Genomic DNA, 26,133 nt, shown 5'->3' on the forward strand with positions numbered 1-26,133 from the left:
GGTCGTGCACGCGAGCGGAGCGACGGGTGCACGAGCGCCGACTCGGCGAGGGGGAAGCAGAGAGAGAGCCGACCGACAGCACCGCGAGCGCAGCGAGCAGGTGCGCACCGCAACCCAAGGACGAGACGACCGACAGCCCGGCGAGCGCAGCGAGCACGGGCGCACCCCCACCCCAGAAGCCGACCGACAGCACCGCGAGCGCAGCGAGCAGGTGCGCCCGCGGCCTCGGCCTCAGCGCCGGGCGAGCAGGTGCAGCTGCGTGGCGAGCGGGAGGTACTCGGGACGCTCGGCGACGGCGGTCTCGAGCTCGACCAGGGCGGCGGTGGCGCCTGGCTCGAGGTCGAGCAGCGAGCCGGGGACCAGGTCGGCGAAGACCCGGACGCCGTGGACGGAGACCAGGTCGAAGCCGGCCCCGGCCAGGAGCGCGGTGGCCTCGTCGTGGGTGAACCGGCGCCCCGACCGCCCCTGCGCGGACGTGTCGGCCAGGAGCGCGAGCGCCTGGGGGAAGTGCCCGGCCATGGCTCGGGCGATGACGGCCGCGTGGCGCTGGGCGAGGAGGAGGCTGAGGGTGCCGCCGGGGCGCAGCACCTCGCGGAGGGTGGCCAGGGCCGCGGCGGGGTCGTCGACCACCTCGAGCACGCCGTGGCAGAGCACCACGTCGGCGCTGGCGGGGGCGCTGACCTCCAGCAGCGTGGACAGGTCGCCCTGCTGGCCGGCGACCTCCAGGCCGCGCTCGCGGGCGCGGCGGGCCAGCGCCGCCAGCGCGTCGGGGCTGGGGTCGACCACCGAGACCCGGTGTCCGAGCTCGGCGACCCGGACCGCGGAGGTGCCGGTGCCGCCGCCGATGTCGAGGACGTCGAGCGGCCCGTCCTCCAGCCCGTTCTCCAGCACGGGCAGGAGGTCGGCCCACACCACGGCGGTGCGGGCCGAGGCCCGCCGCTCGCCGGCACGCTCGGTCGCTGACATGGCGACCAGCCTAGGGCGTGGCTCATCCCGGACTCCCGGGGCTGCGGTGCCAGAGCTTGCGGGCCACCTCGCGGGTGTCCTCGCCGGCCGGCTTGACGTCGGCGTAGGGCGACATCCGGAACCCGCTGGAGTGCACGAGCACCCGGCGCCGGCCCATGCCGCCGGCGGTGCCGCTCCCCTGCTGGGTGGGGTCGCCAGGCCGGGCCACCACCGGCCGGGTCGCCCGGCTCTCGGCGGCGCCGGCCACGGCGTCCTCGACCCCGACGCCGCCGAAGCCCTCGGGCACCACCGCGAGCAGCTCGCGGACCGCCTCCAGCCCGTCGTGGCGCCACACGTCGTGGAGCACCGGCAGCTCCCAGGCGCCGGTGGCGCGCAGCGAGACGCCGCGGTGACCGGTGCGGCGCAGCACCCCCCGCACCACCAGCAGCCAGGAGTGGAAGACGGTGGCGGCGTAGGGGCCCTGGGCGTCCTCGAAGAAGGTGGCGTCGACCGGGCCGGTGGAGTCGTCGAGGGTGAGGAAGACGACCCGCTTGCCGGATCGGATCGGCGGGGTCTGGGTGGCCACCTTGACCCCGGCGACCAGCAGCTCGGACCGGTTGCGCTGGGCCAGCAGGTCCTTGCTGCGGACCACGCCGAGCGCGTCGAGGAAGCCGGCGTAGGAGTCGAGGACGTGACGGCTCACGTCGAGGCCGAGGATCTCGAGCTCGGCCTTCATCGACTCCTGGGCGGTCAGCTCCGGCAGCCCGGAGACCTCCCCCTCCCGCGGCCCGTCGCCGAGCTCGAGCGCGAGCTGCACCGAGTCGACCGGGGGTGGTGGCGCGGTGGCCCGGGACTGGGCGGCGGCCCGGGCCCAGACCCCGGGGTCGGCCAGCGCGTGCCGCTCGACCGGGGTGGCGGCGGCCCGGTCGCGGGGGTCGGTGCTGTTGCGGGCCGCCGCCTCGTCGGCGAGGGCCCGGGCTCGGGAGCCGGTGCCGCTGCCCGAGGCCGCCGGAGCGACCCGCCGGGCGGCCAGGCCGCGCCCCCGGGCGCCCCGCTCGAGCGCCCGGGTGTGGCGGTCGAGCTCGGCGACCTGGAGCAGCAGGTCGCGCCGGGTGGTGCGGTTGCGCCGGCGCACGTCGGCGTCGGCGGTGCCGATGCCGTAGACGCCGTCGAAGCCCCCGGCGAGCACCAGCCGCTCGAGCACCGGCCGGGAGACCCGGGCCCGGTGCCAGAAGTCGGTGAGCGAGGTGTAGGGCCGGGCCGCGACGATCCGGTCCACCTCGGCCTCGGTGATGCCCTTGACCTCCGACAGGGCCAGCCGGATCCCGTCGCGGGGCTCCCCGTCGTCGCCGGTGACCCGCTCGACGACGTAGTGCTTCTCGCTGGCGTCGACGTCGAGCCCGAGCACCGCGATCCCGAGCCGGCGCGCGTCGTCGAGGATCAGCCGCTTGGGGTACATGCCGGGGTCGTGGGTGAGCACCCCCGACAGGAAGTGGGCCGGCCAGTGGGTCTTGAGCCACGCCGACTGGAAGGTCGGCAGCGCGAACGCCGCCGCGTGGGCCTTGCAGAAGCCGAAGGAGGCGAAGGCCGCCACCACCTCCCAGACCTGCTCGACCACGGCCAGCGAGTAGCCCCGGGCGAGCGCGCGCGGGAAGAACCAGGTGCGGGTCTCGGCCATCCCCTCGGCGTCGCCGAGCGCGCGCCGCTTCTCGTCGGCCTCCGCGAAAGAGATGCCGGTGAGCTGGGCGATCATCTCGATCACCTGCTCGTGGAAGACGACCACGCCGTGGGTCTGGCCCAGGATCGGCGCCAGGTCGGGGTGGACGTAGGTCGCCTCGCGCCAGCCCTGCTTGACCTCGAGGTAGGGGGTGATCATGTCGCTCTTGACCGGTCCGGGCCGGAACAGCGAGATGTCGGTGATGATGTCGGAGAAGCTGTCGAGGCCGGACTTGCCGACCAGCTCGCGCTGGCCCGGCGACTCGATCTGGAAGACGCCCAGGGTCTGGGCCGAGGAGATCATCGCGTAGGTCTCGGGGTCGTCGAGGGGCACCTGGGCCTCGTCGTCGAGGGCGACCGCGACGCCGGCGGGGCGGCGGGTCGCGGCGGCCGCGTGGGCCATCGAGGACTGCATCCGGATGCCGAGCACGTCGAGCTTGAGCAGGCCGAGGTCCTCGACGTCGTCCTTGTCGAACTGGCTCATCGGGAACCCCGCGAAGCTGGCCTCGACCGGCGTGCGGTCGAGCAGGGTCGCGTCGGAGAGCAGCACCCCGCACGGGTGGACGGCGACGTGGCGCGGCAGGCCGTCGAGCCGCTCGACGAGCTGGAACATCAGGTCGAGCCGGGTGTCGGTGAGCCCGCTGGCGCGCAGCTCGGGCAGGTCGCGGAGCGCGACCCGGGCGTCGCGGGCCCGGATGTGGGGGAACGCCTTGGCGATCGCGTCGACCTCGCCGGGCGGCATGCCGAGCGCGGCGCCGACGTCGCGGACGGCGTGGCGCACCCGGTAGGTGTCCATCATCGAGACGCACACGCAGCGCTCCCCGCCGTAGCGGTCGAGGATCCGCTCGTAGACCTCGAGCCGGCGCGCCGACTCGACGTCGACGTCGATGTCGGGCAGCGCCTCGCGCAGCGGGGAGAGGAACCGCTCCATCAGCAGGCCGTGGCGGACCGGGTCGATCCCCGAGACGCCGAGCAGGTAGTTGACCAGGCTGCCCGCGCCCGAGCCCCGGGCCGCGCACCGCACCCCCATCTCGCGGATCAGGTCGGTGACGTCGCCGACGGTGAGGAAGTAGGAGGCGTAGCCGAGGCTGCGGATCATCTCGAGCTCGTCGTCGAGCCGCTTCCAGACGACCTGCCGGGGCGCGGAGCCGTAGCGGTCGCCGATCGCCCCCTCGCAGCGGGCGCGCAGCAGCGCGTCGGCGGGGGTCGCCCCCGGGGTGTGGCGGGGGGCGAACCCGCGGCTGGCGGTCTCGAGCTCGGGGAAGTGCACCTCGCCCAGGCCCAGGTCGGCGCGCGGGTCGAGGGCGCACCGGTCGGCGACCGCCCGGGTGCGGGCGAGCAGCCGGGTGGCCTCGCGGGCGGGGTCGCCGCCGAGGCCGGAGGCCCGCGCGATCTCCTCGGCGACCTCGGCCATCTGCTTGCCGGACTTGAGGAACCCCTCGGCGTTGCCCCGGTCGAGGTGGCGCCGGTCGAGCGCGACCAGCCGCCGGGCGGCGTCGAGGACGTCGACGGTGGCGGCGTCGCCACGGTCGGCGTAGCGGACCTGGTTGCTCAGCACCGAGCCGAGCCCGGCCCGGCGGGCCACCGCGGCCATCCGGGCGGCGTGGGGGGTGGTGCCGGGCCCCCAGCCGCCGCCCCCCGAGCCCGGCAGCCGGTGGGAGACCAGCTCGACGGTGAGGTGGGTGGCGGGCACCAGGGCCCGCCACGGCTCCAGCGCGGCCAGCGCGAGGTCGTCGCGACGGCGGGTGGCCGCGGCGCCGAGCGCGGGCGCCGGCCCCAGCCGCACGTGGAGGTCGCCGGCCGCGAGCGGGCCGGCCAGCCGCTCGGCGAGCAGGTCGAGGTCGAGCACCGGCGCGCCCCGCTCCCCCGCCAGCTGGACCGCCGAGACCAGCCGGCACACCGCCGCCCAGCCGGCCCGCCCGCCGCTGCCGTCGGCGCTGGCCAGGAAGGTGACCCGCGGCAGCCCGCCGGTGACCGGCTCGCGGTAGGTGCCGCCGCGCACCGGGGACCGACGCCGGGGCGCCGGCTGCGCCGGCCCGGACCGGTCGGCCCCCAGCACCGGGCGGTGGGCCAGCTCGACGCCGAGGACCGGGCGGATCCCGGCGACCGCGCAGGCACGGGCGAACTTGACCGCGCCGTAGGTGCCGTCGCGGTCGGTGAGCGCGAGGGTGTCCATCTCGTGCTCGGCCGCACGCTCGACCAGGACGTGGGGGTGGGAGGCGCCGTACTGCAGGGAGTAGCCCGACGCCACGTGCAGGTGGACGAACGGGTCGCTCATGGTCCCGCTCCGCTCGCCCGGCTCAGCCCACCCGCCGCGCGAGCCGCTCCTGCCGGGGCAAGTGGGGCACCAGCCCCAGGGCCTGCTCCACCACCCCCAGGAAGCGGTCGGCGTCGCGCACCAGGTCGTCGGCCTCGCGCTCGGTGACGGCCCGGCTGGAGCCGGCCTCGGCGGCCGCCCGCTTGGCCGCCCCGGCCGCGAAGAAGGTGGCCCACTCGGAGAGCTCGGGGGCGACCTCGGCCAGCAGCACCCAGGCGTTCTTCTGCGGGCGGCGCCGGGCGGGTGCCGGCCGGGCCCGGGCGGCCAGCAGCGCCGCCGCGGCCCGGAGGGCGGCGACGTGGGCGCAGGCGTAGCGGGTGGTGTGCTCGGGGCTGGTCATCGCCTCGTGCAGCGACTCGGCCGCCCGGGCGAGGTAGGAGTGGGTGGTCGCCGGCAGGGCGAACGGGTGGGGGGTCTCGCTGGTCGCGGTGGTCTCCATGGCGGGTTCCTCTGCTCGTCTCGGTGTGGGGTCGTCAGTCGGCGCAGCCGACGAGCTGCCAGCAGCCGTCGGACCAGTCGAAGGAGAGGTCGAAGACGCCTCCCGTGTCGGGGCCGGCGGTCTCCGCCACCGGGGGCAGGGCCGCGGCCGGCCGGACCGGACCGGGGCCGCGCCCGGCCTCGACCCGCCACAGCTCGCGCTCGGAGACCAGCTCGCCGAGGGAGACCGGCCCCTGCTGCTCCACCCGCGTGGCCGCGGGGGGCTCCGCCGAGCCGATCACGTCGCGGGCGCCCGAGGACTCCCACCACGGGCCGGTCTCGACCCAGTGGGCCAGCACCGCCCGCACCTTCCACAGCCGCCCGCGCCACAGGAACTGCTCCGGGGCCTCGACCCCGGCCACCCACCCCCGCCGCACCTCGACGGGGTCGTCGTACTTCCGCATCGCGCACTCCCCTTGTCCCGACCCCGGCCGACGACCCCTGCCGTGCCCCGGGCCACCGCCGGTGGCCCGGACCGGCGGGGACGGGGGTCGAGGTCGCCCCCGCCGGTCGTTCGAACACGTGTTCGAACGATGACCACGGTACACCGCTCCCCGGACACCCGGTCAAGGGCGGGTCCAGGGCCGGTCGGGGGGCCGGTCGAGGGCCGGTCGGGTGGGCGCACGAACGGCGCACGGGCGTGGTTCAGACCCCCGACCACCCATCCCCCGCGCGCACGAACGGCGCACAGGCGTGATTCAGGCGCGACCAACCAACCCGCACCCGCGGGCAGAGCCGGCTCAGGCGGGCACGGGCTCCTCGGCCGCCCAGGTGCCGGCGAGGTAGGCGGAGGTGTCGCGGTGCCACAGGAAGTAGGTGGCGGCGAGCTCGAGGACGAACGAGACGACCGAGAAGACCACGAACATCGCGGGCGGGTCGGTGCGGATGCCGGCCACCGAGCAGACCACCACGCCGAAGACCAGCGTCGCGAGGCTCCAGCGGGCCCAGCCGTAGCCGTTGCCGAAGAAGGCCAGCAGCACCCAGACCAGCAGCGCGCAGACGATGAACAGCACCACCGCGACCGGGATGAACGCCGGCGGCGTGACCGAGCTGGCCCGGACCGCCTCCACGCCGCCGGAGGCGAGCAGCTCGCGCGTCTCGCGGGAGTTGCCCTCCGCCCACGAGCGGATCAGCGCGTCCTCGCGGACCACGGTCAGCACCGTGACGAGCAGGCCGAGCCCCACCAGCAGCCAGTGCAGCTGGATGGCTCGGGTGACCGAGGTCGGCCTCATCGGGGTCCTCTCGTGGGGCGGTGCCCCGCACTCTAGTCGTCGCCTCCCCCCACTAGATTCGCGCCATGACCAGCGAGCACCCCGCCATCGCCCGGTTCCGCGAGGAGCACCAGCGCCGCGGCGGCACCGGCCGGATCGTCGTCCTCCCCGACTCGGTGCACACCGCCGCCCTGGCGGCCGAGGCGCTGGGCTGCGAGGTCGGCGCGATCGCCAACAGCCTCGTCTTCGACGTGGGCGGCTCCCCGGTGCTGATCCTCACCTCCGGGGCCCACCGGGTCGACACCGCCAAGGTCGCCGCGGCCATCGGGGTCGACCGGCTGCAGCGGGCCACGCCGGAGTTCGTCAAGCAGCACACCGGGCAGGCGATCGGCGGGGTCTCCCCCATCGCCCACCCCGCACCGGTGCCGACGTACCTCGACCCCTGGCTCGAGCGGCACCCGGTGGTGTGGGCCGCGGCCGGGCACCCCGCCGCGGTCTTCTCCACCACCTACGACGAGCTGCTCGCGCTCACCGGCGCGACCGTGGTGGAGGTGGCCTGATGGAGATCTGGTCCAACCCCGCGTGCTCGAAGTGCCGCACCGCCGGGGCCGCGCTCGCGGAGGCGGGCGTCGAGCACACGGTGCGGCGCTACCTCGACGACCCGCCGACGGCCGACGAGCTCGCCGACGTCGTGGCCCGGCTCGGCGTCGAGCCGTGGGAGGTGGCTCGCACGAAGGAGGCCCGCGAGGCCGGCATCGACCTGCCCCGCGAGGCGGGCGCCCGCCGGGCCTGGCTGGAGGCGCTGGCCGCGCACCCGCGGGCGATCCAGCGCCCGATCATCACCCTCGACGACGGCACCGCCGTGGTCGCTCGCGACGTCGAGACGGTGACCCGGGTCGTCGAGGCCGCGCGACGCGGCTGATCCGGCCCGCACCGACCTGAACCCGTTCGCACCGGATGCGAACCCCGCGCCCGCCCGACGGCGTAGGAAGGGTGTGATGAGACGCGACCGGCGGGAGACCGAGTTCACCGAGTTCTTCGGAGCCAGCGCGCCGGGGCTGCGGCGCACGGCGTACCTCGTGGTGCGCGACTGGCACCTCGCCGAGGACCTCACCCAGCAGGCCATGGCCAAGCTGTACGCAGCGTGGGGCCGCACCCGGCCCGCCACCCGGCTGCCGTACGCCCGCCGGATCGTGGTCAACGAGTGCCTGTCGCACCTGCGGCGGCACCGGCCCGAGACCCCGACCGAGGTGCTGCCCGACCGTCCGGGCCGCGACCCCGAGCCGGTGCTCGACCTCGGCGCCGCGCTGGCGCTGCTGCCGCCGCAGCAGCGGGCGATCGTGGCACTGCGCTTCCTCGACGACCTGCCGGTCGCCGAGGTGGCACACCTGCTCGGCATCGCCGACGGCACGGTGAAGAGCCAGACCTCGCGCGCCCTCACCACCCTGCGCCGGCACCTGCCGTCGCTGGCACCCGCCCTCTCGGGGCTGACCACGGAGGATCCGCGATGACCCACGACGACCTGCAGACCCTGCTCCGCGAGCACGTCGCCCGCGACGAGCCGTCCACGATGCTGCCCCTCCCCGCGATCGGCGCCGGCCGGCGTCGCCTGCGGGCCCGCCGCGCCGTCGCCTCGGTGGCGACCGTGGCCGCGGTGGGCGCCCTCGCCGGGGTGGCCCCGGCGCTGCAGGGCCAGCTCACCGACGGCGGTGGCCGCGAGGTGGCCGCCATCGACCCCCGCTCCCAGGCGGCGCTCGACGACTACGACGTGCGGCGGATGCCGGCGCTGATGGACGCCCACGTGCGGCCGGTGCTCGAGCGCGGCCAGCCCGCCCTCGGCGAGCCGGTGTTCAAGGCGTGGGACGACCAGGGCCAGTCGCTGCCGGAGAAGTACTGGCCCAGGGCCAGCGGGCTCGACGTCTCCTACGGCGACCGTCAGCACGAGTACGTCGTGTCGATCATGCACGCCCGCGGCGAGGCCGAGGGCGACCACGCCGCGGTGTGCGCCGACGACCTCGCCCAGGGCTACGCCCTCGAGTGCACCGCGACCACCGACGCCGACGGCAACGCGGTGGTGAGCCGGCTGGTGGCGCTCAAGCCGATGGCGCGCAACCCCCGAGCCGGCTGGATGACGGTCGACCGCGAGCGCCTCGAGACCGTGGGGCTGGACCGGCTGTTCTTCCAGCGGCAGGTCGAGGTGATCAAGTCCGAGACCCTGCTCACCCAGGCATCGGAGACCGTCAAGGCAACCGACCGCGACCCGGCCCGCGCCGGCTTCACCGCCTCGTACGCCGACCTGGCCGAGATCGGCAGCGACCCGGTGCTGGTGATGCCGCGGCCGCCGAAGGGCGAGAACGGCTGCGACGCCTGGACGATGCCGACCAAGGGCCTCGAGGGCGTCTCCTGCGAGTGAGTGACCCCCACGCGCCGCGGCCCTAGGCTGCGGCGCGTGGACTCACTCTCGCTGGCCTTCTCCAGCGGCTGGGCCAGCGGCGTCAACAGCTACCTGGTCGTGCTGGTGCTCGGCATCGCCGAGCGCGTCGGCGGCTTCGCCGAGGTGCCCGACGTGCTGGGCCGCTGGGAGGTGCTCGGGCTCGCGGGCCTGATGTACGCGATGGAGTTCGTGGCCGACAAGATCCCCGTCATCGACTCGACCTGGGACGTGATCTCCACCGCGATCCGGCCCACGGTCGGCGCGGTGCTCGGCGTGCTCGTGGCCGGCGAGGCCGGCTCGCTCCCCGAGGCCGTCGGCGGAGTGGTCGGCGGCGGCACCGCGCTGCTCTCGCACCTGGTCAAGGCCGGCGGCCGGCTGGCGATCAACTCCTCCCCCGAGCCGGTCACCAACATCGCGGCCAGCATCGCCGAGGACGTCGCGGTGCTGGGCGTGGTGTGGTTCGCGATCGAGCACCCGCGCACCGCGGCGGCCGTCGCCGCCGTGCTGCTGGTGGTCGGCCTGGTGCTGCTGTGGTTCGCGCTCCGGCTGGTCCGGCGCGGCTGGCGCCGGTGGCGCGGCCGCGGCTCGCCCCCAGCGGTGACCGGGGCGACCGGGCCGTAGGGTGCCGCGCATGGCGCGCGTGGTGGTGGTCGGTGGCGGCTTCGGCGGGCTCGCCTCCGCCGCCCGGCTGGCCAAGCTCGGCCACGAGGTGACGCTGCTCGAGGCCGGCGACACCCTCGGCGGTGCGCTCGGCACCGTGGCCCAGGACGGTTTCTCGTGGGACACCGGACCCACCTGGACCACGCTGCCCGGCGTGCTGCGCGACCTGTTCCGCAAGTCCGGCCGCCCCCTCGACGCCGAGCTCGACCTGGTCGAGCTGCCCCTGCTGCGCGAACACCGCTTCGACGACGACTCGGTGCTGCGCCTGCCCGGCGGGTCCCGCGCCGCGCAGCTGGCCGCCGTCGACGAGCTGGGCCCGGGGCTGGGACGCCAGTGGGTCGACCACGTCGCGTCGTACGCCGACGCCTGGGAGGTGGTGCGTCGCGGCTACGCCGAGGCGCCGTGGGACCCCGACGCGGTGCCCAAGGAGCTCGCCGCCCTGCTCGACGGCCGCGAGACGCTGCACAAGCGGCTGCGCCGCACCTTCCGCGACGAGCGGCTGCGGCTGGTGGCCGCCCATGCCAGCGAGATGGAGGGCCACGACCTGCGCAACGTGCCGGCCTGGGTGGGCCTCACCGCCTACCTCGAGCAGCGGTTCGGGGTCTGGACGGTCGACGGCGGTATGGGTCGCCTGGCCGACGCGCTGACCGCGCGGCTCGCGACCCGCGGCGTCACCGTGGTGCTCGGATCGGAGGTCCGCGACCTCGTCGTCCGCGGGGGGCGGGCGGTCGCCGTCGACACCCTGGCCGGCCAGGTCGACGCCGACGTCGTGGTGGTGGCGATCGACCCGCGGCGGCTGCCGGTGCTCGCCGAGCACGTGCGCGCCACGATGCCGGCGCTGCCGCCGGTGGTGGCGCACCTCGGGCTGGAGGGCGAGGTGCCCGACCTGCCCCACGAGGTGGTGCTGCACGGCGACCCCACGATCGTGGTCCGCACCGGGGGCACGGCTCCCGAGGGGCACCACGCCTGGACCGTGATGGCCCGCGGCCGCCTCGCCGAGGACCTGGTGATCGCCCTGGCCCGCACCGGCATCAAGGTGCGCCAGCAGGTCGTCACGCGCCTCGACCGCTCGGCCCGCGACCAGGTCGAGCTCTGGCGCGGCTCGCCGATGGGGGTGCTGTGGCAGGGCCGCCGCACGGTCCGCCAGCGCCTCGGCCCGCGCACCCCGGTGCCGGGCGTGCTGGCCGCCGGCGCCCACGCCGCCCCCGGCGGCGGCCTGGCCTTCGTCGGCCTGTCGGCGTCGCTGGTGGCGCAGGTGGTGGGCCCCGCCTGACCGCTGGTCGAGCAGCGAGCGCCAGCGAGCGTCGTCGAGACCCGGTGAGCCGACCGCAGGACGCTGGTCGAGGTGCGAGGAGCCCTGGCGACGAGCCTCGAGACCCGGTGGGCCGAACGCCCTCCCTGTAGCGGGCGACTCCGGCGACGGGGCTCGGCCGGGGGCTGACTGCGGGCTGGTGGGATCCGGCGGGCGGGTGACTGTGGTTGGTGGAGTGGGGTGCGGGGTGCCGCGCGGGGGTGGGCACTGCGGCTGCTGCGCGCCGGACGTCGTTCGGCACTCGTTGCCGTGTCGCCGGACGCTGCCCTGCGGTTCCCCGGCGAACGCTTCGGCGCCACGCCGCCGTCTACGTGCCGAACGCCGCCCGTCGCTCCGCCGCCTCCGTGCGTGCGGCGCGGCAGCTCGCTGGTTGAGGAAGGCGTGCAACGCCTGTCTCGAAACCTAGTACGACGAACGCCCTCCGGTGGGGACGGCAGGGCGATCGGCCGTCTGGGGTCTCGACGGGCGCTCCTCGCTGGGGCTCGTCGCTGCTCGACCACCGGTGCCGCGCTGGTCGAGCAGCGAGCGTCGTCGAGACCCGGTGGGCCGAACGCCCGCTGTGGGACGGTCGGCGTCCAGTGCCCACCGCTGGTTGAGGAAGGACGAAGTCCTGTCTCGAAACCCGGTGAGGCAAGAGCCCTCCCGTCCCCACGTGGGGCGTTCGGCCGGCGGAGGTTTCGAGACAGTCGCTAGCGCGACTTCCTCAACCAGCGGCGGTGTCCCGCCTCGAGACCCGGTGAGGCAAGAGCCCTCCGTCCCCACGTAGGGCGTTCGGCCGGCGGAGGTTTCGAGACAGTCGCTGGCGCGACGTCCTCAACCAGCGTCGAGGGCGAAGGTGACCGTGACGGCTGCGGTGACCGTGGTCTCGCCGGGCTCGAGGGCGACGTCGGTCTTGGCGGCCGCGAGCTCGTGGAGCGCGGGGCCCGGACCGGCGGGGGCGTCCTCGACGACCCGCTGGACCTCGCCCAGGGTGGCGCCGGCGAGGCCGGCGAGGTGCTCGGCGCGGGCGCGGGCATCGGCCATCGCGGCCTCGCGGGCCGCCGTACGCCCGGTGGTGGTGTCGGAGACCTCGAGTTGCACGCCGTCGACGGTGAGCCGGTCGCCCACCTCGGCGGCCAGCCGGGTCAGCAGCTCGCTCGCCCGGTCGAGGCCGGGGCAGGACACGACGAGCGCATGACGGGCCTCGAAGCCGGCCGGGCGCCCCTGGTCGTCGCGGGCCGGCCAGACGCTGAGGTCCTGGGAGCCGACGGTCAGGCCGCCCGCGGCGGAGACGATCGCAGCGCGGGTCGACTCGGCGCCGGCCAGCGCGTCACCCAGGCCGACCGCGCGGTGGGTGGCCGCGAGCCGCACCACCGCGCTGTCGGGCACCGCCCTGGCCGCGCCGCGGCCGGTGACGGTGACCGTGCGCATCAGGCGACCGTGAGGTTGAGGCGCGCGAAGATCTCCAGGGTCGCCTTGGACCGGTTGAGGGTGTAGAAGTGCAGGCCCGGCGCGCCGCCGTCGAGGAGCCGCTCGCAGAGCTCCGCGGCGAGCGCGATGCCCTCGGCGCGGACGGCGGCCGGGTCGCCCTCGTGGGCCGAGATCCGCGCGACGACGTCGTCGGGCACCGAGGTGCCGATGAGCTCGCCCTGGCGGCGGATGGCGTTGAGGTTCAGGATCGGCATGATGCCGGGCAGGATCGGCATGTCGACGCCGCGGGCGCGCACCCGGTCGACGAGCGCGAAGTAGTCGTCGGCCCGGAAGAACATCTGGGTCACCGCGAACTCCGCGCCGGCGCGGGCCTTGGCGACGAGCACGTCGGCGTCGTGGTCGAGCGACTCTGCCGACGGGTGCCCCTCGGGGAAGGCCGCGACGCCCACGGTGAAGTCGCCGCGCGAGCGGACCAGCTCGACCAGGTCGGTGGCGTAGGTCAGGCCGCCCTCGGTGGGGGTCCACGGCGCGCGCGGGCCGTCGCTGGGGTCGCCCCGCAGCACCATCACGTTGGCGATGCCGGCCTCCGCGAAGGAGTCGAGGATCCCCTCGAGCTCGCCGACCGTGTGGCCGACGCAGGTGAGGTGGGCCATCGGCACCATCGAGGTCTCGCGGGCGATCCGCCCGGTGATCCGCACGGTCTTGTCGCGCGTGGAGCCGCCGGCGCCGTACGTCACCGAGACGAACGTCGGGCGGTAGGGCTCCAGGGCGCGGATGGCGTCCCAGAGCTGCTCCTCCCCGGCCTCGTCCTTGGGCGGGAAGAACTCGAACGAGAACGAGCGCTCGCCCTGGGCGAGGAGCTCTCCGATACCGGGAGCACGGTCGGCACACATGGGGCCGAGTCTAGGAGTGCCGGGGTCGGACCGTGGGGGTTTCCCGCTCTGGGAGACTCTGCGCGTGGCGAACGACGCAGCGGCCTGGGACCAGGCGGGATTCCGCGACCGGGTGCAGCTGGCCCTCGACGGCTTCCTCGACTCCCAGGCGGAGCGGCTCGCGCCGCTGGGGCCCGACGCCGACCGGCTGCTCGCCGAGGCGCGCACCTCGGTCGCGGGCGGGAAGCGGCTGCGGGCGGCGTTCTGCTACTGGGGCCACCGCGCCCTCGCGCCCGGCGACGACGACGAGGACGCCCTCGTGCGCGCCTGCTCGGCGCTGGAGCTGCTGCACGCCAGCGCCCTGGTGCACGACGACTACATGGACGCCTCCGACCAGCGCCGCGGCCGCCCGGCCACCCACCGCCAGCTCGAAGCCGAGCACCGCGCGTCCGGCTGGCGTGGCGACCCCGAGCAGTACGGTGCGGCGGGCGCGATCCTGCTCGGCGACCTGCTGCTCGCCTGGGCCGACGAGATGCTGCGCCGCTGCGGGCTGCCGGCCGAGCGGGTGGCGGCCGCCCTCGACGTCTACGACCTGTGCCGCTCGGAGGTGATCACCGGGCAGTTCCTCGACGTCTCGGTGCAGGCCCGGGGCCGGGCCGACGTCGACACCGCGATGACGGTGTTGCGCTACAAGTCGGCCAAGTACTCCATCGAGCGCCCCCTCCACATCGGCGCCGCGCTGGCCGGCGCCGACCGCGAGGCCGCGGCCGCCCTGAGCGGCTTCGGCCTGCCGCTGGGCGAGGCCTTCCAGCTGCGCGACGACCTGCTCGGCGTGCTCGGCGACCCCGCCACCACCGGCAAGCCCGCCGGCGACGACCTGGTGGAGGGCAAGCGCACCGTGCTGGTCGCGCTGGCCCTCGACGCCCTGCCCGACGCCGACGCGAGGCTGCTCGACTCCTCGCTCGGCACCGCGCTGACCGCCGACCAGGTGACCCGGCTCGCCGGGCTGATCGAGGCCTCGGGCGCGCCCGCCCAGGTGGAGGCGGTCATCGACGAGCTGGTGGGCGTCGCGCTCGGCGCGCTCGACCGGGCCGACGTCGACGAGCACGCCCGCGGCGTGCTGCGGGGGCTGGCGGCCGCTGCTACCCGGCGCGCCGTCTAGGGGGAGGTTTCCCCGGTCCACCGGGGAAACCGTGACTTCTCGGCCGAAGTTCCGGCCGACAAGTCGGGGTTCTGGCCGAGAGGTCCGCGGGGCCGACGTCCAGCGAGCCCGGCACCGGGCCCGGCCAGCGCCGGCGTCAGTCCAGGTGGGGCACGTCGGCCAGGTCGGGGCCCTCGCCGCGCAGGAGGGTGCTGAACGCCGGCTCCTCGGCGCTGCGGTCGCGCAGCACCCCGAGCACCCCGGCGAACGCGGGCTCGTCCGCCCGCGCCAGCACCGACCAGCCGTCCCACAGCAGCACGGTCGGCGCGGTGAGGTCGGTGAGGCAGTCCCACAGGGCGTCGAGGTTGCGACCGTGCCAGTCGGGGAAGCCGAGGGCCACCCCCAGCTCGGCCAGCACGGCGGCGCGGTCGGGCAGCGGCCACCCGTCGACGTGGCCGAGGCGCGCGCCGGCCGCCTCCACGGCGTCCCGGACGACGGCCGGCTCGAAGGACGCGTGCCACCGGTAGACGCCGGGGGGCCGCCGGCCGGCCAGGAGCGCGGCGAGTCCGCTCACCGCGCCACCCGCTCGAAGGAGTCGTAGTGGTCAGCGGTGTGGAAGAACTCCTCGGGCCCGCCCGTGACGATCCGCTCGGTACCCCGGGACCCGCCGCACGAGGGACCGATGACGGTGTACTCGCGGTAGTACCCACGGTCGCGGCGCGGCAGGATCCCCTCGCGGTTGTGGAACACCGCCCCGTCCTTGCGACAGGGGAACGGGCCGCCCTGGTCGAGGACGGCGAGGGTGCCCTGGGCCAGCACCGGCAGGTCCTCCTCGCGGACCCACCTCAGCCCGGTCTCGTCGTCCACGTCGCCGGTCTCGGGCCGCTCCGACCCCGCGGTGGCCGAGGTCCCGGGTCCGGCCGGGTCCAGGCCGACGAGGTCGGCACCGCCGTCGCGCAGCCAGAGCACGACCGACAGCACCACCACCACGGCCAGCCCGACGGCGACCCGTCGGACGGTGCGCCGGTCCCACCGCATGCCGGTGATCCTGGCCCGGCGGACCTCAGAAGGCCATCGCCTGGGCGCGGCGCTTGACCTCCGACCCGCGGTTCTCGCGCAACGCGTCGATGGGCCGGCCCGGCAGGTCGGCGTCGGTGAACAGCCACGCGATGCACTCGCGGTCGTCGTAGCCGCCGTCGTGGAGCACGACCAGCAGCCCCGGGAGGCCCTTGACCGGCAGCCCGTCCTGGATGAAGTCGGCCGGCACCTGCTGGCCGGCCCCGGGAGACGGGACGGCGGCCGCCAGCTCGTGGTCGCGGATCATCGTCTTGACCTTGCCGACGGTGACGCCGAGGGCCTTCGCGGTCGCGGCCCAGTCGAGCCACTCCGGGACGAGGGCGGCGAGGTCGGCGTCGGCGAGGCGGGGCTGCTCGGTCATGCCCCGATGGTCCCACCGGCCCCGCGGTCGCCGCCACACGGCCCACCACGGGCCCACCACCGGCCCCTCACCCGCTGCCACGGCACGCCGGGGGCCCACGCAGGCGTGCCCGGAGGGTCCGGCGTCCGTACGATTGGCCCGCCGGACCACTTCCCCGTCCGGATCGCAGGAGGGTCGCTGTGGTGCCAGACCACCACGCCCGCGAGGGCGTCACCGCGGCCACGAGCGACCCCTTGACCGGGCGGCTGCTCGAGGGCCGCTACCGGATCGGGCCCCGGATCGCCCGCGGCGGCATGGCCAGCGTCTACGAGGCCACCGACATCCGGCTCGACCGCACCGTGGCGGTCAAGGTGATGCACCCCGGGCTCGGAGACGACGAGGAGTTCGCGGCCCGCTTCGTCACCGAGGCTCGCAACGCCGCACGGGTCTCCCACCCCAACATCGTCGCGGTCTACGACCAGGGCACCGACGAGGGGGACGTCTACCTCGCCATGGAGCTGATCCCGGGGCACACCCTGCGCGACACCATCGCCGAGTCGGCGCCGATGTCGCCCGCCCGGGCGCTGGCCCTGCTCGAGCCCGTCGTCTCGGCGCTCGCCGCGGCCCACCGGGCCGGGCTGGTGCACCGCGACGTCAAGCCCGAGAACGTGCTGATCGCCGACGACGGCCGGGTCAAGGTCGCCGACTTCGGCCTGGCCAAGGCGGTCACCGGCACCACCAGCCACACCGCGACCGGCGTGCTGATCGGCACGGTGTCCTACATCGCGCCCGAGCTGGTCGTCGAGGGCCGCTCCGACGCCCGGGCCGACGTCTACGCCGCCGGGGTGATCCTCTACGAGCTGCTCACCGGCACCAAGCCCCACCAGGGCGAGACCCCGATCCAGGTCGCCTACAAGCACGTCCACGAGGACGTGCCCGCGCCGTCGGCCTCGGTGGGCGGCATCCCGGAGTACGTCGACGCGCTGGTCGCGCGGGCCACCGCCCGCGACCGCGAGCAGCGCCCCACCGACGCCGGGGTGCTGCTCCACCAGCTGCGGCGGGTCGGCACCGCGCTGGCCCACGGGGTGCGCGAGGACCCCGACCTGGTCGCCGACCTGCGGCCCCGGGCGGTGCGCACCGATACCGCCGAGGTGCCGCGCCCGATGGGCGACACCTCCCCCGAGCCTTGGAACCAGGCCGAGATGGAGGCGCTGCTCGCGCCCGGTCCCACCGACGACCGGCGACCCCAGCCCACCACCGCGCTCCCGCGCGCCGCCACCCGCTCGACCCCGAGGGCCGCGGCGCCGCCCACCCCGCAGCCCACCCCGCCGCACGTACCGGCCGCACCGGTCGCCGGCCCATCGCGCCGCCGCCGGCGCGGGCCCCTGCTGCTGGTCCTCGCGCTCCTCGTCGCCGCTGCGGTCGGCAGCGGGGCGTGGTGGTTCGGCTGGGCCCGCTACACGACCACGCCGGGGCTGATCAACCTCACCCAGGCCGAGGCCGTGGAGCGGCTGGAGGAGGCCGGTCTCGACGTCGAGGTGGGTGAGCCGGCGTACTCCACCACGGTCGAGAAGGGCCTGGTGCTCTCCTCCGACCCGGGGGCCGGCGACCGGGTGCTCGACGGCGGCACCGTGACGATCGTGCTCTCCCTCGGCGTCGAGCAGTACGAGCTGCCCAGGCTGGCCGGGCTGTCGGAGGACGAGGCGCAGGACGAGATCCTCGCGAGCCGGATGGAGTTCGGGCGGTCGGTGCCGCGCTGGTCGGAGACCGTGCCGGCCGGCACCGTGCTGGGCTCCGACCCCGCGGCCGGCACCGTGCTGCGGCCCGGCAGCGTCGTCGACATCTTCGTCTCCCAGGGGCGCAAGCCGGTCAAGGTCGGTGACTGGGTCGGCCGCGACGCCGACAAGGCCGTCGCCCGGCTCGAGAAGCGCGGCCTGCGGGTCGAGGTCGACGAGGAGTACTCCGACGACGTCGCCGAGGGCCTCGTCATCGACCAGGCGCCGCGCGGCGGCACCCTGTTCCGAGACGACACCGTGACGCTCACGGTCTCCCTCGGCCCCGAGCTGGTCGAGGTCCCGGGCGGGCTGGTCGCCTCCGGCGTCGACGCCGCCCGCGAGAAGCTCGAGGACGCCGGCTTCCGCGTCGACGTGCAGGAGTCCGACCAGTACCTCGGCCTCGGCTACGTGTTCTCCACCAGCCCGAGGTCCGGCGACCTGGTGCCGCGGGGCAGCACGATCACGCTCTACCTCGTCTGACCCCGTGACCCCCGCGGAGCGCAACCCGATCGGCACCCACGTGCTGGTCGGCAAGGGCCTGGTCGCCGGCGCGCTGGCCGACACCTTGGAGCTCGGCTACGAGTGCCTGCAGGTGTTCACCGGCAACCCCCGCGGCTGGGCCCGGTCGCCCGGGCGGCCGGAGGAGGACGCGCGGTTCCGGCGGGCCGCCCACGCGAGCGGGCTGCGGGTCTTCATCCACGCCCCTTACCTGGTGAACCTGGGCTCCCCCACCCCCAGCACCTACGAGCAGTCGGTGGCGCTGGTGGCCCACAACCTCAACCGGGCGGCCGAGCTCGGCGCCGAGGGCGTCGTCGTCCACACGGGTTCGTACGTCGACCCGGCCGGCACCGCCGCGTCGCACGCGGCGGCGATGGACCGGGTCCGCGAGGGGCTGCTCCCCCTGCTCGACGCGATCGACCGCGACGGCGCGCCGTACCTGCTGCTGGAGCCGACCGCGGGCCAGGGCCGGTCGCTGTGCGCGGGAGTCGACGACCTCGAGCCCTACCTCGCCGCGCTCGACCACCACCCCCGCGCCGGCATCTGCCTCGACACCTGCCACGTCTTCGCCGCCGGCGCCCCGCTCGACGAGCCCGGCGGTGCGACCGCCACCCTCGACCGGATCGTCGAGATCGGCGGTCCGGGCCGACTGCGGCTGGTGCACGCCAACGACTCCCTCGACGTCCGCGGCTCCGCCCGCGACCGCCACCAGCCCATCGGCGCCGGCCACATCGGCACCGGCGCCTTCGCCGAGCTCCTCGCCCACCCCGGCACCGCGGGGGTCCCGTTCGTCCTGGAGACGCCCGGCTCCCGCACCCCCGGCAACCCCGACCTCCCCCTCCTCCGCCGCCTCCGCGCCGAGGCCGCCGGCACCGCCGCTGGTTGAGGAAGTCGCGCTGGCGACTGTCTCGAAACCCCCGCCGGCCGAACGCCCTCCGGTGGGCACGGGGGGGCTTCCGGCTCACCGGGTCTCGAGGCTCGTCGCCAGGGCTCCTCGCACCTCGACCAGCGGTGCGCGCTGGTCGAGGTGCGAGCGGAGCGAGCCTCGAAACCCGCGCACCCGGACGCCCTCCGGTGGGGACGGGAGGGCTTCCGGCTCACCGGGTGTCGAGGCTCGTAGCCAGGGCTCCTCGCACTTCGACCAGCGCCGGCTGGCGAACGGTCACGATCGGGCAACGCTTGTCCGTCTGCTGGAAATCGGTGGGGTAGGACCGGGGGTGGCCACTAGATTCGGCGTCGTGACGCGGTCGTACTTTTCCTACCGACACCTGCCGGGAGCCCCCGTGCAGGCGGTCGTCTAGGCCGCTCGCACCCAACCAACGCCCCGGCTCCGGCCCGGGGCGTTCTGCTCGTCGGGGCCGGAGCGGCACACGAGAGGAACTTCCCATGGTCGTCGTCATGTCCCCGGACGCCACCGACGAGGACGTCGCGCACGTCGTCGCCCGCGTCGAGGGGGTGGGCGGTGAGGCGTTCGTGTCGAAGGGCGTCGTCCGCACCATCATCGGGCTAGTCGGCGACATCGACTCCTTCCACCACCTCAACCTCCGGACGCTCCAGGGCGTCGCCGACGTCCACCGGATCTCCGACCCCTACAAGCTGGTCAGCCGGCAGCACCACCACGAGCGGTCGACGGTGTGGGTCGGCCGCCCCGGCCACCAGGTGCCGATCGGGCCCGACACGTTCACGTTCATGGCCGGCCCGTGCGCGGTCGAGACCCGCGAGCAGACCCACGAGTCGGCGGTGATGGCGCGCTCGGCCGGGGCCACGATCCTGCGCGGCGGCGCCTTCAAGCCGCGCACCTCCCCCTACGCCTTCCAGGGCCTCGGCGTCGCCGGGCTGGAGATCCTGGCAGAGGTCGGCGAGGCGACCGGGCTCCCCGTGGTCACCGAGGTCGTCGACGCCCGCGACGTCGCCGTCGTGGCCGAGCACGCCGACATGCTCCAGGTCGGCACCCGCAACGCCGCCAACTTCGGCCTGCTCCAGGCCGTCGGGGACGCCGGCAAGCCGGTGCTGCTCAAGCGCGGCATGACCGCGACCACCGAGGAGTGGCTGATGGCGGCCGAGTACATCGCCCAGCGGGGCAACCTCGACGTGGTGCTCTGCGAGCGCGGCATCAGGACCTTCGAGCCGGCCACCCGCAACACCCTCGACATCTCCGCGGTCCCGGTCGTGCAGGCGACCAGTCACCTGCCGGTGATCGTCGACCCCTCCCACGCCTCGGGCCGCAAGGACCTCGTGGTGCCGCTGTCGCGGGCCGCGATCGCGGTGGGGGCCGACGGGATCATCGTCGACGTCCACCCCGACCCAGAGACCGCCCTCTGCGACGGCCCGCAGGCACTGCTCGGCACCGAGCTGCGCGAGCTGGCCGCCGCGGTGCGCCGGCTGCCCCCGGTGGTCGGGCGCACCGACTCCGCGCAGGCGGTCCGCACGTCCTGAGCGCCCGGCTCGGGCGCGGGTCGGTACGGTCGCCTATCGTTGCCGCGACGAGTCGAGGAGTGGGATGAGGTTCTGCACGCGTTGCGGCCACGAGCTGGGCATCGGGCGCTTCTGCACCAACTGCGGCCAGCCGGTCGAGACGGCACCGGCCGCCGCCGCGCGCACCCCCGCTCCTCCCCCCGAGCCGCCGACGGCGACCCAGCCCGAGCCGGAGCCGGCCCCGGAGCCCGACCCGGAGCCGGTCGAGGACGAGTCGGAGCCGGTCGAGGCCGAGGCGGTCGAGGACGAGTCGGAGGCTGCCGAGGCCGAGGCGGAAGCCGAGACCGACCCCCCGGACGCCGACGACCGGGTGACCACTGCCGAGCGGCCGGCCGTGGCCGGCGAGGGGTCCTCGACCGACACCCGCCCGGTGGCCCGGCCGCTGCTGCCCCCGCGCACGCCGCCGACGGCGCCGACCCCGCCGCCCGCAGCCCGCTTCCCGCTGTTCGCCGACGAGCCGGAGGCCGGGCCGTCCGGCGGGATCGAGGAGGAAGCACCCGCCCGCCCGCCGAGCGCACCCGCCGCTGGCGCCGACCCGCTGACGCCGTTCGAGCCGGTCGAGCGCCGTCCGCGCAGCAGCCGCCGGGCGCCGTGGCTGGGCGCGGCCTCGGTGGCGGTGCTGATCGTGGTGGCCGTGGCGCTCTTCTCGCTGCTGGGCGGCGGCGACGGCGACGAGCCCGGCGCCGGTGACCGCCCGAGCGACGCGGCCGGGGTGGCCGGCTCGCTGGTCACCGGCGCCGAGGTGGAGGCGCCGTCGGCGGCCGAGGAGGCCGAGGACGTCGACGGCGAGACCGTCACCTTCGACGCCGCCAACATGGTCGACGACGAGCCCACCACCGCGTGGCGCACCGAGGGCGACGCCAGCGGCGAGGAGGTCGTCGTGACCCTGCCCGAGGAGTCGGAGGTCACCGAGGTGGGATTGGTCAACGGCTACGCCAAGCGGGCCGAGGGCACCGACGGCAAGGTCTACGACTGGTACCACGGGCACCGCTACGTCATGGCGGTGAAGTGGCACTTCGACGACGGCACCACCGTCCGGCAGCGCCTGCAGCGCACCCGCGACCCGCAGACCATCCAGATCGAGCCCACGACCACGCGGACCGTCCGGATCGAGCTGGTGCGGGTGAGCGAGCCCGGCAAGGGCCGCGCGAGCCGCGACTTCACCGCGATCAGCGAGGTCTACCTCGCCGGCGGGCCGGCCTGACCGACGGCCGTCGCGGCCGGCCCGGGGTCAGGCCCAGAGCCCGACCGGGTTGCCGTCGGGGTCGCCGACCACGGCGATCCGGCCGTAGCCGCCGGGCAGCTCCATCGGCTCCAGGTGCACCGTCGACCCCAGGTCGCGGGCCCGCGCCAGGGTGCCCTCGAGGTCGGGGGTGCGCACGTAGACGGTCACCCCGGCCTGCTCGGGCGCCTCGGCGGGCCCGATGCCTCCGCTGACGCCGTCCTCGCCGGCACCGGTGTCGACCAGGCCGTAGCCCTCGTCGTCGACCTCGATGCTCCAGCCGAACAGGTCGCGGTAGAAGGCCTGGGCCCGGGGGGCGTCGGGGCTGGTGACCTCGAAGAAGGCCACGGGGTGGTTGCTGGACATGTCGATCTCCTCGGGTGGTGCGTGGGTGGTGGAACGGTCAGCCGCGGGGCGCGACGACCGGCACGGGCAGGTGGAGGTAGTCGGCCGTGGCGACGCCGGCCAGCACCGCCGGGTCGGCGGCGCGCAGCGCGTCGAGCTCGGCCTCGTCGTCGGCCTCGACGACCGCCATCCCCCAGCCGTGCTCGGGATCGGCGACCGGGGAGTAGATGAGCACGCGCCCCTCGTCGAGCGGGCCGCGCCAGTACTCGACGTGCGCCATCATCGTCGCGGCCTCCTCCTCGGTCATGGTGGCGGCGAAGTCGGGGCGGTCGGCGTGCAGGCGGTACAGGAACCAGGACACGGGTCTCTCCTCAGGAGGGGTCGGCCAGGGGCGCGCCGGTCTCGAGGACCGTCTTGAGCCCGCTGATGATGAACATCCAGCCTCCGCTGACGCCGGCGGCGGTGAGGGGCGACTGCTCGAGCTGGTCGTGGACGACCGTGAGCCGGGTCGAGCCGGTCTCGTGGGCCTCCACCCGCCAGGTCACCCGGCTCGGGGGCTCGTCGGCCGCCTCGGGGTTCCACAGGCTGCGCCAGGAGTGCACGAGCAGGTGCGGTGGCTCGCACTCCAGCACGACGTCGTCACCCCAGAGCTCGCCCTCCGGCGAGTGCGAGCGCACCGGAGACCCGACCTCGAAGGTGGACTCGATCGTCGAGCCGTAGAAGTACTGGCGCCGGAACGACGTCTCGGTGATCGCCTCCCAGACCTGCTCGGGGGTGGCGCGCACGTAGATCTGGAAGACGAGCTTCTCCGGCGGGGGGTCGGGGGTCGGGTCGGTCACGGGTTCTCCAATCGCTGCTTGAGGTCGGTGAGGGCAGCCACGTGGGTCTCGGTGTAGCGCGAGATCCAGCGGTCGTGCACGAGCCGGATCGGCACCGGGTTGAGGTGGTGGAGGGTGCGTCGCCCGTCGCGCTCGGTGGTCACCAGCCCGGCCGCGACCAGCACCTTGAGGTGCTTCATCACGCCGTAGCGGGTCATCTCGCCCCCCTCGACCACGCGGGACTCCAGGTCCGACAGCGACAGGGCGTCGCGGTCGCGCAGGGCGTCGAGGATCCGGCGGCGCGTGGGATCGGCCAGCGCCCTGAACACCAGGTCCTCGTCGTCCATCGTGCGACGACAATAGGTGACCATTTGGTCACATGTCAACAGTCGCCTTGCCGCGAGCTTGACCTCAACAAATGTTGAGGTCCTAGCGTCGGCGGCATGACGAACCCTCAGGCTCCCGACCCGGTCACCGTCGCCCTGATCGTCGGGAGCGGGCGCGACAACCGCTTCGCCGACGCCCTGCTCCCCTGGCTCCGGGCGGAGCTCGGGGCCCGTGCCTGGCTGCGCCTCGACGTGGTCGACGTGGCCCGGCGCGACGACGACCCCAGCCCGCGCCTCGACGCCGCCGACGCGTTCGTCGTGCTCACGCCCGAGTACAACCACAGCTTCCCCGGGTCGCTGAAGGAGCTGATCGACCGGCACCGCGCGGAGTGGCAGTTCAAGCCGGTGGGCTTCGTCTCCTACGGCGCCGCGTCGGGCGGCATCCGGGCGGTCGAGCAGCTGCGGCAGGTCTTCGCCGAGCTCTACGCCACTACCGCCCGCAACGGCGTCCAGCTCAGCGCACCCTGGCAGCACGTCGACCAGGACGACCGGTTCCGCGCCCCCGAGTCCGCCCGCGCCGCCCTCGACGCGACCCTGACCGAGCTGCACTGGTGGGCCCTGGCCCTGCGGGACGCGCGCGGCACGCACGGGGTCCCCGTGGGCTGACGGTGCGGCGCCGCCGGATGCGCATCGGGGTATCGCCGACCCGGCGCTTGTCGACGTCGGGGTGCGCCGACCCGGCGTCAACTAACGCCGGCTCGGCGGGACCTGGGCTACCCCCGGTGGTTGCGGGAGGGCGTTCGTCCCACCGGGTTTCGAGACAGGACTTCGTCCTTCCTCAACCAGCGGTGAGGCGGGCCAGCACAGCCGCGGCGCGCTCGGCGTCGGCGGTCGAGACGTCGAGGTGGGTGACCAGGCGGACGGTGGTGGGGCCGACGGTGGCGGCCCGGACCCCCTCCTCGGCGGCGCGGGAGACGAACTCCGAGGCGTCCGTGCGCTCCACCACGACGATGTTGGTGTCGACGCCGGCCGGGTCGACGCCACAGGCCTCGGCCAGCAGCCGGGCGTGGGCGTGGTCGTCGGCGAGGCGCTCGACGTGGTGGTCGAGCGCGTGCCGGCCGGCGGCAGCGAGCAGCCCGACCTGGCGCATGCCGCCCCCGAGCCGCTTGCGGCGCACCCGGGCGGTGGCCACGACGTCCGCGGACCCGACCAGCAGCGAGCCCACCGGTGCGCCGAGGCCCTTGGAGAGGCAGACGGCGAGCACGTCGGCGACGGCGCCGTACTCCGAGAGCGGCGTGCCGGTGGCGACGTGGGCGTTCCAGATCCGGGCGCCGTCGAGGTGCACGCGGACGCCGGCCCCGTCGGCCCACGCGCGCAGCGCCTGCAGGTCGGCCAGCGGCAGCACGGCGCCGCCGGCGAAGTTGTGGGTGTTCTCCACCGACACCGCCGCGGTGCGCACGAAGAACGACCCCATGTCGGGGGCGTGCAGCGAGCGGACGGCGGCGAGGTCGACCTGGCCGCGCGGGGAGATCCAGGTCCGCATGGTCAGCCCCGAGACGGCGCCGTGGGCGCCGAGCTCGGCGCGGGCGATGTGGGCGGAGGCCTCGCAGAGCACCTCCTCCCCCGGCTCGACCACGGCCCGCACGGCCAGCACGTTGGCCATCGAGCCGGTCGGCGTGAAGAGCGCGGCCTCGTGGCCGAACAGCCCGGCGACGTGCTCCTCGAGCGCCGCGACGGTGGGGTCCTCGCCGTAGACGTCGTCACCGACCTCGGCGGCGGCGAGTGCGGCCCGCATCGCCGCGGTGGGTCGGGTGAGGGTGTCCGAGCGCAGGTCGATCACCGCCTCATCCTCCCACCGCGACCCGTGCCGGCCGCGCTACGGTCGGCCCACGCCTAGCCACGGGAGTCCGGCATGTCCTTGCTCACGCGCGTGCTCACCTGCGTCGCGGTCGCGGTCGCGACCGTCTCGGGTCCGCTGGTCACCGCCTCCGCCGCCGCACCCTCCTCGGGCTACGACGACTGGTCCTGCCGCCCGTCGCCGGCCCACCCGCGCCCGGTCGTCATGCTCCACGGCCTCAGCGGAATGTCGCAGCAGTGGTCGCTGCACGGGCCGGCCGTCGCCCGCGCCGGCTACTGCGTGTTCACCCTCGACTACGGCGCCAACGCGATGGGGCTCAACGGCAACGCGCCGGTGGAGCGGTCGGCGACCGAGATCTCGGCGTACGTCGACCGGGTGCTGGCCGAGACGGGCGCCGCCCGGGTCGACCTCGTCGGCCACTCGCTCGGGGGCTTCCTGGCGCTCTGGGTGCCCAAGCTGGCCGGCGACCCGGGCCGGTTCGGGCGGGTCGTGGCGCTGACGCCGCCCACGCACGGCACCACCCTGCTGGGGCTGGTGGCGCTGGTCGACGGCGCCGGCCTGCGGGCGACCGTCGACACCCTGCTCGGCGCGGCCGGCTGCCTGGCCTGCGTCGACCTGCTCGCGGGGAGCAGGGCGGTGGCCCGGCTCGAGGCCGGCCCGATCGCCCAGCCCGGCGTCGCCTACACCGTGGTCGCCACCCGCTACGACGCCGTGGTGACCCCGCCGGCGCGCGGGTTCGTCCGCGAGCCGGGCGTGACCAACTACCTCGTGCAGGACCGGTGCCCGCTCGACCCGGTGGGCCACTTCGGCATCGGCTTCGACACCGGCGTGACCTCGATGATCCTCAACGGTCTCGACCCCGCCGTGCCGGTGCGCTGCGGGGTCGGACCGCCGGTGTGAGGCC

Annotated in this window: 28 protein-coding genes; 13 read left to right on the forward strand and 15 right to left on the reverse strand. The window is 75.4% G+C overall.

Annotated elements, in window-relative coordinates:
• Positions 1 to 231: 231 nt before the first annotated feature.
• The 5 genes from JT721_RS17995 to JT721_RS18015 all read right to left on the reverse strand — a co-directional run bounded on the left by JT721_RS17995 (position 232) and on the right by JT721_RS18015 (position 6,687).
• Positions 232 to 966 carry a methyltransferase gene (locus tag JT721_RS17995; RefSeq protein ID WP_205474650.1) on the reverse strand — a complete coding sequence of 245 codons (735 nt, stop codon included), beginning with the start codon at positions 964 to 966 and terminating at the stop codon, positions 232 to 234.
• A 22-nt stretch (positions 967 to 988) separates the two neighbouring features.
• A complete protein-coding gene (locus JT721_RS18000; protein ID WP_205474651.1) occupies positions 989 to 4,939 on the reverse strand; it encodes a DNA polymerase III subunit alpha in 3,951 nt (1,316 codons plus the stop codon).
• 22 nt (positions 4,940 to 4,961) lie between these two features.
• Complete coding sequence (locus tag JT721_RS18005; protein ID WP_205474652.1) at positions 4,962 to 5,417, reverse strand: SAV_6107 family HEPN domain-containing protein; 456 nt, start codon at positions 5,415 to 5,417, stop codon at positions 4,962 to 4,964.
• A gap of 34 nt (positions 5,418 to 5,451) precedes the next feature.
• Positions 5,452 to 5,859 carry a DUF6504 family protein gene (locus tag JT721_RS18010; RefSeq protein ID WP_205474653.1) on the reverse strand — a complete coding sequence of 136 codons (408 nt, stop codon included), beginning with the start codon at positions 5,857 to 5,859 and terminating at the stop codon, positions 5,452 to 5,454.
• A gap of 336 nt (positions 5,860 to 6,195) precedes the next feature.
• Positions 6,196 to 6,687, reverse strand: a complete 492-nt coding sequence (locus JT721_RS18015) for a hypothetical protein (protein ID WP_205474654.1) — start codon at positions 6,685 to 6,687, stop codon at positions 6,196 to 6,198.
• Positions 6,688 to 6,752: 65 nt separating this feature from the next.
• On the opposite strand from JT721_RS18015, the gene JT721_RS18020 reads away from it, so the two are divergent.
• The 6 genes from JT721_RS18020 (at position 6,753) to JT721_RS18045 (ending at position 11,033) form a co-directional block, all read left to right on the forward strand.
• Positions 6,753 to 7,226 carry a YbaK/EbsC family protein gene (locus JT721_RS18020; RefSeq protein WP_205474655.1) on the forward strand — a complete coding sequence of 158 codons (474 nt, stop codon included), beginning with the start codon at positions 6,753 to 6,755 and terminating at the stop codon, positions 7,224 to 7,226.
• Positions 7,226 to 7,588, forward strand: coding sequence for an ArsC/Spx/MgsR family protein (locus JT721_RS18025; protein WP_205474656.1), 363 nt, complete (start codon positions 7,226 to 7,228; stop codon positions 7,586 to 7,588). Before JT721_RS18020 ends, JT721_RS18025 begins: the two co-directional genes overlap by 1 nt.
• 76 nt (positions 7,589 to 7,664) lie before the next feature.
• Entirely contained in the window at positions 7,665 to 8,177 is a 513-nt protein-coding gene (locus tag JT721_RS18030) for a SigE family RNA polymerase sigma factor (RefSeq protein ID WP_205474657.1), read from the forward strand.
• Entirely contained in the window at positions 8,174 to 9,079 is a 906-nt protein-coding gene (locus JT721_RS18035; protein ID WP_205474658.1) for a hypothetical protein, read from the forward strand. The genes JT721_RS18030 and JT721_RS18035 overlap by 4 nt, the downstream gene beginning before the upstream one ends.
• Positions 9,080 to 9,115: 36 nt before the next feature.
• A complete protein-coding gene (locus tag JT721_RS18040; RefSeq protein WP_205474659.1) occupies positions 9,116 to 9,721 on the forward strand; it encodes a DUF4126 domain-containing protein in 606 nt (201 codons plus the stop codon).
• Between the two features lie 10 nt (positions 9,722 to 9,731).
• Complete coding sequence (locus JT721_RS18045; protein WP_205474660.1) at positions 9,732 to 11,033, forward strand: NAD(P)/FAD-dependent oxidoreductase; 1,302 nt, start codon at positions 9,732 to 9,734, stop codon at positions 11,031 to 11,033.
• Between the two features lie 852 nt (positions 11,034 to 11,885).
• Here JT721_RS18045 and JT721_RS18050 read toward each other — a convergent pair.
• Together JT721_RS18050 and metF are read right to left on the reverse strand one after the other, a co-directional pair.
• Positions 11,886 to 12,482 carry an SIMPL domain-containing protein gene (locus JT721_RS18050; RefSeq protein ID WP_205474661.1) on the reverse strand — a complete coding sequence of 199 codons (597 nt, stop codon included), beginning with the start codon at positions 12,480 to 12,482 and terminating at the stop codon, positions 11,886 to 11,888.
• Positions 12,482 to 13,375 (reverse strand): methylenetetrahydrofolate reductase [NAD(P)H], encoded by an 894-nt coding sequence (metF, locus tag JT721_RS18055; protein ID WP_205474662.1) that lies wholly within the window; start codon positions 13,373 to 13,375, stop codon positions 12,482 to 12,484. Before metF ends, JT721_RS18050 begins: the two co-directional genes overlap by 1 nt.
• A gap of 64 nt (positions 13,376 to 13,439) precedes the next feature.
• On the opposite strand from metF, the gene JT721_RS18060 reads away from it, so the two are divergent.
• On the forward strand, positions 13,440 to 14,516 hold the full coding sequence (locus JT721_RS18060; protein ID WP_307828128.1) for a polyprenyl synthetase family protein: 1,077 nt from the start codon (positions 13,440 to 13,442) through the stop codon (positions 14,514 to 14,516).
• Between the two features lie 136 nt (positions 14,517 to 14,652).
• Here JT721_RS18060 and JT721_RS21510 read toward each other — a convergent pair whose 3' ends face one another.
• Genes JT721_RS21510 through JT721_RS18075 form a run of 3 tightly spaced genes read right to left on the reverse strand, consistent with a single transcriptional unit; the run spans position 14,653 to position 15,933 of the window.
• Positions 14,653 to 15,069, reverse strand: coding sequence for a barstar family protein (locus JT721_RS21510; RefSeq protein WP_205474664.1), 417 nt, complete (start codon positions 15,067 to 15,069; stop codon positions 14,653 to 14,655).
• Positions 15,066 to 15,533: a ribonuclease domain-containing protein gene (locus JT721_RS18070; protein WP_205474665.1), complete on the reverse strand. Its 468-nt coding sequence runs from the start codon at positions 15,531 to 15,533 to the stop codon at positions 15,066 to 15,068. Before JT721_RS18070 ends, JT721_RS21510 begins: the two co-directional genes overlap by 4 nt.
• Before the next feature lie 25 nt (positions 15,534 to 15,558).
• Positions 15,559 to 15,933, reverse strand: a complete 375-nt coding sequence (locus tag JT721_RS18075; protein ID WP_205474666.1) for an Rv2175c family DNA-binding protein — start codon at positions 15,931 to 15,933, stop codon at positions 15,559 to 15,561.
• 182 nt (positions 15,934 to 16,115) lie between these two features.
• On the opposite strand from JT721_RS18075, the gene pknB reads away from it, so the two are divergent.
• The 4 genes from pknB (at position 16,116) to JT721_RS18095 (ending at position 21,864) form a co-directional block, all read left to right on the forward strand.
• On the forward strand, positions 16,116 to 18,167 hold the full coding sequence (gene pknB, locus JT721_RS18080; protein WP_307828129.1) for a Stk1 family PASTA domain-containing Ser/Thr kinase: 2,052 nt from the start codon (positions 16,116 to 16,118) through the stop codon (positions 18,165 to 18,167).
• 4 nt (positions 18,168 to 18,171) lie between these two features.
• On the forward strand, positions 18,172 to 19,071 hold the full coding sequence (locus tag JT721_RS18085; protein ID WP_205474667.1) for a deoxyribonuclease IV: 900 nt from the start codon (positions 18,172 to 18,174) through the stop codon (positions 19,069 to 19,071).
• Between the two features lie 500 nt (positions 19,072 to 19,571).
• Positions 19,572 to 20,621: a 3-deoxy-7-phosphoheptulonate synthase gene (aroF, locus tag JT721_RS18090; RefSeq protein WP_205474668.1), complete on the forward strand. Its 1,050-nt coding sequence runs from the start codon at positions 19,572 to 19,574 to the stop codon at positions 20,619 to 20,621.
• A gap of 64 nt (positions 20,622 to 20,685) precedes the next feature.
• Positions 20,686 to 21,864 (forward strand): zinc ribbon domain-containing protein, encoded by a 1,179-nt coding sequence (locus JT721_RS18095; protein ID WP_205474669.1) that lies wholly within the window; start codon positions 20,686 to 20,688, stop codon positions 21,862 to 21,864.
• A 27-nt stretch (positions 21,865 to 21,891) separates the two neighbouring features.
• On the opposite strand, the gene JT721_RS18100 is transcribed toward JT721_RS18095, so the two are convergent.
• Genes JT721_RS18100 through JT721_RS21110 form a run of 4 tightly spaced genes read right to left on the reverse strand, consistent with a single transcriptional unit; the run spans position 21,892 to position 23,392 of the window.
• Entirely contained in the window at positions 21,892 to 22,248 is a 357-nt protein-coding gene (locus JT721_RS18100) for a VOC family protein (protein WP_205474670.1), read from the reverse strand.
• A 37-nt stretch (positions 22,249 to 22,285) separates the two neighbouring features.
• The gene (locus JT721_RS18105; RefSeq protein ID WP_205474671.1) at positions 22,286 to 22,588 is read right to left on the reverse strand and encodes a YciI family protein; all 303 of its coding nucleotides are present in this window, start codon (positions 22,586 to 22,588) and stop codon (positions 22,286 to 22,288) included.
• A 10-nt stretch (positions 22,589 to 22,598) separates the two neighbouring features.
• Entirely contained in the window at positions 22,599 to 23,066 is a 468-nt protein-coding gene (locus JT721_RS18110; protein ID WP_307828130.1) for an SRPBCC family protein, read from the reverse strand.
• A complete protein-coding gene (locus tag JT721_RS21110; protein WP_240341030.1) occupies positions 23,063 to 23,392 on the reverse strand; it encodes a helix-turn-helix transcriptional regulator in 330 nt (109 codons plus the stop codon). The genes JT721_RS18110 and JT721_RS21110 overlap by 4 nt, the downstream gene beginning before the upstream one ends.
• A 96-nt stretch (positions 23,393 to 23,488) precedes the next feature.
• Here JT721_RS21110 and JT721_RS18115 point away from each other — a divergent pair, with 96 nt between their 5' ends.
• Positions 23,489 to 24,037 carry an NADPH-dependent FMN reductase gene (locus JT721_RS18115; protein WP_205474672.1) on the forward strand — a complete coding sequence of 183 codons (549 nt, stop codon included), beginning with the start codon at positions 23,489 to 23,491 and terminating at the stop codon, positions 24,035 to 24,037.
• Positions 24,038 to 24,209: 172 nt separating this feature from the next.
• On the opposite strand, the gene JT721_RS18120 is transcribed toward JT721_RS18115, so the two are convergent.
• Positions 24,210 to 25,211 (reverse strand): low specificity L-threonine aldolase, encoded by a 1,002-nt coding sequence (locus JT721_RS18120; RefSeq protein WP_205474673.1) that lies wholly within the window; start codon positions 25,209 to 25,211, stop codon positions 24,210 to 24,212.
• Between the two features lie 72 nt (positions 25,212 to 25,283).
• Between JT721_RS18120 and JT721_RS18125 the strand changes: the two genes are divergently transcribed.
• Positions 25,284 to 26,129 (forward strand): triacylglycerol lipase, encoded by an 846-nt coding sequence (locus JT721_RS18125; protein WP_205474674.1) that lies wholly within the window; start codon positions 25,284 to 25,286, stop codon positions 26,127 to 26,129.
• Positions 26,130 to 26,133: the final 4 nt, after the last annotated feature.

The organism is Nocardioides sp. SYSU D00038, from assembly GCF_016924665.1.
In the GTDB taxonomy this organism is placed as follows: Bacteria; Actinomycetota; Actinomycetes; order Propionibacteriales; family Nocardioidaceae; genus Nocardioides.

What these genes read in the sequence shown, in the direction of transcription:
- JT721_RS18015 (WP_205474654.1), bottom strand. Translation starts at nt 6,687, where the DNA reads ATGAGGCCGACCTCGGTCACCCGAGCCATCCAGCTGCACTGGCTGCTG.
- aroF (WP_205474668.1), top strand. Translation starts at nt 19,572, where the DNA reads ATGGTCGTCGTCATGTCCCCGGACGCCACCGACGAGGACGTCGCGCAC.
- JT721_RS18010 (WP_205474653.1), bottom strand. Translation starts at nt 5,859, where the DNA reads ATGCGGAAGTACGACGACCCCGTCGAGGTGCGGCGGGGGTGGGTGGCC.
- JT721_RS21110 (WP_240341030.1), bottom strand. Translation starts at nt 23,392, where the DNA reads ATGGACGACGAGGACCTGGTGTTCAGGGCGCTGGCCGATCCCACGCGC.
- JT721_RS17995 (WP_205474650.1), bottom strand. Translation starts at nt 966, where the DNA reads ATGTCAGCGACCGAGCGTGCCGGCGAGCGGCGGGCCTCGGCCCGCACC.
- JT721_RS18035 (WP_205474658.1), top strand. Translation starts at nt 8,174, where the DNA reads ATGACCCACGACGACCTGCAGACCCTGCTCCGCGAGCACGTCGCCCGC.
- JT721_RS18075 (WP_205474666.1), bottom strand. Translation starts at nt 15,933, where the DNA reads ATGACCGAGCAGCCCCGCCTCGCCGACGCCGACCTCGCCGCCCTCGTC.
- JT721_RS18030 (WP_205474657.1), top strand. Translation starts at nt 7,665, where the DNA reads ATGAGACGCGACCGGCGGGAGACCGAGTTCACCGAGTTCTTCGGAGCC.
- JT721_RS18095 (WP_205474669.1), top strand. Translation starts at nt 20,686, where the DNA reads ATGAGGTTCTGCACGCGTTGCGGCCACGAGCTGGGCATCGGGCGCTTC.
- JT721_RS18020 (WP_205474655.1), top strand. Translation starts at nt 6,753, where the DNA reads ATGACCAGCGAGCACCCCGCCATCGCCCGGTTCCGCGAGGAGCACCAG.
- JT721_RS18005 (WP_205474652.1), bottom strand. Translation starts at nt 5,417, where the DNA reads ATGGAGACCACCGCGACCAGCGAGACCCCCCACCCGTTCGCCCTGCCG.
- JT721_RS18025 (WP_205474656.1), top strand. Translation starts at nt 7,226, where the DNA reads ATGGAGATCTGGTCCAACCCCGCGTGCTCGAAGTGCCGCACCGCCGGG.
- metF (WP_205474662.1), bottom strand. Translation starts at nt 13,375, where the DNA reads ATGTGTGCCGACCGTGCTCCCGGTATCGGAGAGCTCCTCGCCCAGGGC.
- JT721_RS18125 (WP_205474674.1), top strand. Translation starts at nt 25,284, where the DNA reads ATGTCCTTGCTCACGCGCGTGCTCACCTGCGTCGCGGTCGCGGTCGCG.
- JT721_RS18000 (WP_205474651.1), bottom strand. Translation starts at nt 4,939, where the DNA reads ATGAGCGACCCGTTCGTCCACCTGCACGTGGCGTCGGGCTACTCCCTG.
- JT721_RS18070 (WP_205474665.1), bottom strand. Translation starts at nt 15,533, where the DNA reads ATGCGGTGGGACCGGCGCACCGTCCGACGGGTCGCCGTCGGGCTGGCC.
- JT721_RS18050 (WP_205474661.1), bottom strand. Translation starts at nt 12,482, where the DNA reads ATGCGCACGGTCACCGTCACCGGCCGCGGCGCGGCCAGGGCGGTGCCC.
- JT721_RS18115 (WP_205474672.1), top strand. Translation starts at nt 23,489, where the DNA reads ATGACGAACCCTCAGGCTCCCGACCCGGTCACCGTCGCCCTGATCGTC.
- JT721_RS18045 (WP_205474660.1), top strand. Translation starts at nt 9,732, where the DNA reads ATGGCGCGCGTGGTGGTGGTCGGTGGCGGCTTCGGCGGGCTCGCCTCC.
- JT721_RS18100 (WP_205474670.1), bottom strand. Translation starts at nt 22,248, where the DNA reads ATGTCCAGCAACCACCCCGTGGCCTTCTTCGAGGTCACCAGCCCCGAC.